The sequence below is a fragment of the Betaproteobacteria bacterium genome, assembly GCA_016791345.1.
Classification (GTDB): domain Bacteria; phylum Pseudomonadota; class Gammaproteobacteria; order Burkholderiales; family JAEUMW01; genus JAEUMW01.
Genome location: JAEUMW010000255.1, coordinates 1 through 3,394, shown reverse-complemented (window position 1 = coordinate 3,394; position 3,394 = coordinate 1). Strand labels below are relative to the sequence as shown.

5 protein-coding genes are annotated in these 3,394 nt (G+C 66.7%); all 5 read left to right on the top strand.

Annotation, left to right across the window (positions count from 1 at the left end; genetic code table 11):
* A partial coding sequence (locus JNK68_09995) for a secretion protein HlyD (protein MBL8540689.1) occupies positions 1-215 on the top strand: 215 nt, incomplete at its 5' end.
* On the top strand, positions 212-1,159 hold the full coding sequence (locus JNK68_09990; protein ID MBL8540688.1) for an ABC transporter ATP-binding protein: 948 nt from the start codon (positions 212-214) through the stop codon (positions 1,157-1,159). The genes JNK68_09995 and JNK68_09990, both read left to right, overlap by 4 nt.
* A complete protein-coding gene (locus JNK68_09985; GenBank protein ID MBL8540687.1) occupies positions 1,156-2,292 on the top strand; it encodes an ABC transporter permease in 1,137 nt (378 codons plus the stop codon). Before JNK68_09990 ends, JNK68_09985 begins: the two co-directional genes overlap by 4 nt.
* A 4-nt stretch (positions 2,293-2,296) precedes the next feature.
* Complete coding sequence (locus JNK68_09980) at positions 2,297-2,989, top strand: TetR/AcrR family transcriptional regulator (GenBank protein ID MBL8540686.1); 693 nt, start codon at positions 2,297-2,299, stop codon at positions 2,987-2,989.
* The coding region (locus JNK68_09975) for an efflux RND transporter periplasmic adaptor subunit (protein ID MBL8540685.1) at positions 2,986-3,394 on the top strand (409 nt) is incomplete at its 3' end. The genes JNK68_09980 and JNK68_09975, both read left to right, overlap by 4 nt.

Sequence of the window (3,394 nt, the reverse complement as noted above, 5' to 3'; positions counted from 1 at the left end):
TCGGCGACAAGGTGCGCATCGCCTGCGAAGGCTGCGAACCGGTGGGCGCCGTGGTGAGCTACGTCGCGCCCCAGGCCGAATACACGCCCCCGGTCATTTACAGCCGCGAGACGCGCTCGAAGCTGGTTTTCCTGGTGGAGGCGCGCCCAGTGCCGGCAGATGCCACCCGACTCAAGCCGGGTCAGCCGGTCGACGTGACCGTATCACCCTCGTGAGCGCGGTGTCCGCTCAAGACGACCGCGCCGTCATCGACGTGCACGGTCTTGCGAAGAGCTTTCACGGCCGGCGCGTGGTGGACAACTTCACCATCCGCGTGCACCGCGGCGAGATCTTCGGCTTCCTCGGCCCCAACGGCAGCGGCAAGACCACCACCATCCGCATGCTCTGCGGTCTGCTCACGCCGGATGCCGGCAGCGGCCGGTGTCTCGGCTACGACATCGTGCGCGAGACGGGGGCGATCAAGCGCGAAGTCGGCTACATGACGCAGAAATTCGGTCTGTACGAAGACCTCACCATCCGCGAGAACCTGGATTTCATCGCACGGCTCTACCGCGTGCGCGATCGCGTGAACGCCGTGCGCGAAGCCCTCGCGCGCCTGGGACTGGAACACCGGCAGCAGCAGCTGGCGGGCGAGCTCTCGGGCGGATGGAAGCAGCGTCTTGCGCTCGCTGCGTGCCTGATTCATGCGCCGCAATTGCTGCTGCTCGATGAGCCGACGGCGGGTGTCGACCCGAAAGCGCGGCGCGATTTCTGGGAGCAGATCCACGCGCTCGCAGCCGGCGGCATGACGGTGCTGGTGAGCACGCATTACATGGACGAGGCCGAGCGCTGCCACAAGCTCGCCTACCTGGCGTACGGTCGCCTGCTGAGTCAGGGCACTGCGCGCGAGATGGTGGAGCAGTCGCGGCTGGTGACGTGGTCGGTAGCGGGCGCGGGGCTTGCCAGCTTGGCCGCCGAACTGCGCGCCCGACCCGGCATCGAGATGGTGGTGCCCTTCGGGTCGGCGCTGCACGTGAGCGGCACGGATGCCGGGCGGCTCGAAGCGGGGCTCGCCCCGTATCTCGGGCGATCGGACCTCACCTGGAGCCGCGCCGAGCCGGGACTCGAGGACGTGTTCATCCGCCTCATGGACGAAGCGCGGGACAACTTCGAACGATGAGGAGCCGCTTTTCCTGGTCGCGGATCACCGCCATGCTGGCGAAGGAGTTCATCCAGTTGCGGCGCGACCGCCTCACCTTCGCGATGATGATCGGCATCCCGCTGCTGCAGCTCGTGCTCTTCGGTTATGCCATCAACACCGATCCGAAGCATCTGCCGACCGCGGTGCTGTCCGCCGACGAGAGTCCGTTCTCGCGCACCTTCGTGCGCGCGCTGGAAAACAGCGGCTACTTCCGCATCGTCGAGAGCGTCGAGAGCGAGGCGGAGGCCGACCGGTTGCTCGCGATGGGCGAGGTGCAGTTCGTGGTTTCCATTCCGGAGAACTTCTCGCGCAAGCTCGCGCGCGGCGAGCGTCCGGTGCTGCTGGTGGAAGCCGATGCGACGGATCCGGCGGCGACCAGCAACGCCCTGGCAGCGCTTTTGAGCTTGAACCAGACCGCGCTCAACCGTGACCTCGAGGGCAGTCTCGGGCATCTGCGCAACGACCCGCCGCCCTTCGAGGTGCGCGTGCAGCGGCGCTACAATCCCGAAGGCATCACGCAGTACAACATCGTGCCGGGGCTCATGGGCGTGATCCTCACGATGACGATGGTGATGATGACCTCCATCGCGGTGACGCGCGAGCGCGAGCGCGGCACGCTGGAGAACCTGCTCGCGACACCGGTGAAACCGGCGGAGGTGATGGCGGGCAAGATCTTTCCCTACATCATCATCGGCTATGTACAGGTCGCGCTCATCCTCCTGGCCGCGATCGTGCTTTTCGACGTGCCATTCCTCGGCAGCCTGACGCTGCTGTCCTTTGCCCTGGTGCTCTTCATGGCGGCACACCTTTCCGTCGGCTTCACCTTCTCGACCATCGCCAAGAACCAGATGCAGGCGATGCAGATGACGTTCTTCTTCTACCTGCCGTCGCTGCTCTTGTCGGGATTCATGTTCCCGTTTCGCGGCATGCCGGCGTGGGCGCAATGGATCGGCGAAGTATTCCCGCTCACGCACTTCCTGCGCATCGTGCGCGGCATCCTGCTCAAGGGCAACGGCCTCACCGAGATCACGCCGAACCTGTGGCCGATCGCGCTGTTTCTCACCGTCGTCGCAACGATTGCGCTCCACCGCTACCGCGAGACGCTGGACTGATCGCATGGCAACCGCCGCCAGGAAATCGCGACCGCGCTGGGTGCGCCGCAAGGACGATCGCCCGGCCGAGCTGACGGCGGCGGCGCTGCAGCTTTTCGTGGAGCGCGGCTACGCGGCCACGCGACTCGCCGACGTGGCGGCCCGCGCGAACGTGAGCAAGGGCACGCTGTACCTCTACTTCCGCAACAAGGAGGAGCTGTTTCAGGCCGTGGTGCGCAAGGGGCTGGTGGAGACGATCGAGATGGGCGAGTCACTGGTGGCGGAGTTCCGGGGCGGGGCGCCCGAACTCCTCGTGCTGCTGATCCGCGGCTGGTGGGATGCGCTCGTGCGCTCGCCCTTCAGCGGCATTCCGAAACTCGTGATCGGCGAGGCGGGCAATTTTCCGCAGCTCGCGCGCTTCTACTTCGAGGAGGTGATCGAGCGCGGCTCGCGCCTCGTCGAAACGGTGCTCGCGCGCGGCGTGAAGGCAGGAGACTTCCGCGCATTCGATGCGCATCATCTGACGCGCGTGGCGATCGCGCCGGTCGTGATGGCGGCGCTGTGGATGCATTCGTTCGGGCGTCTCGAGGTCCGCAACATCGCCGAGGACGCGTACCTCGATACGCATCTGCGCGCGCTGCTGTCCGGCATCGCGACCGATCCGGCGACGGTGCGCGTGGTCGATTCCACGGCAACGGCATCGCGAGGGCGGCCATGAAGGAGCAGCGCGGTTCGCACATGCCACGGACGCTGTCCCTGCTCATCGTACTCTCGCTGCTTGCGGGCTGCGGCAGGGAGGAGGCGCGGCACGAGCAGGCGCCGCCGGTGCGTACGGTTCAGGCGGTGGTGTCCGACCAGCGTCTGCACGCCACCTATTCCGGCGAGGTGCGCGCGCGTTACGAAACCGACCTCGGCTTCCGCGTCGGCGGCAAGATTCTCGAGCGCGAGGTGGAGGTCGGCAGCGCGGTCAGGTCCGGCGACTCGCTGACGCGGCTCGATCCGCAGGACCTGCGCCTCAATATCCTGTCGGCGCGATCGCAGCTGGAGGCGGCGAGCTCGGACTATCAGCAGGCAGCGGCCGACCTCGAGCGCTATCGCAATCTCCTCAACAAGCGCTTCATCA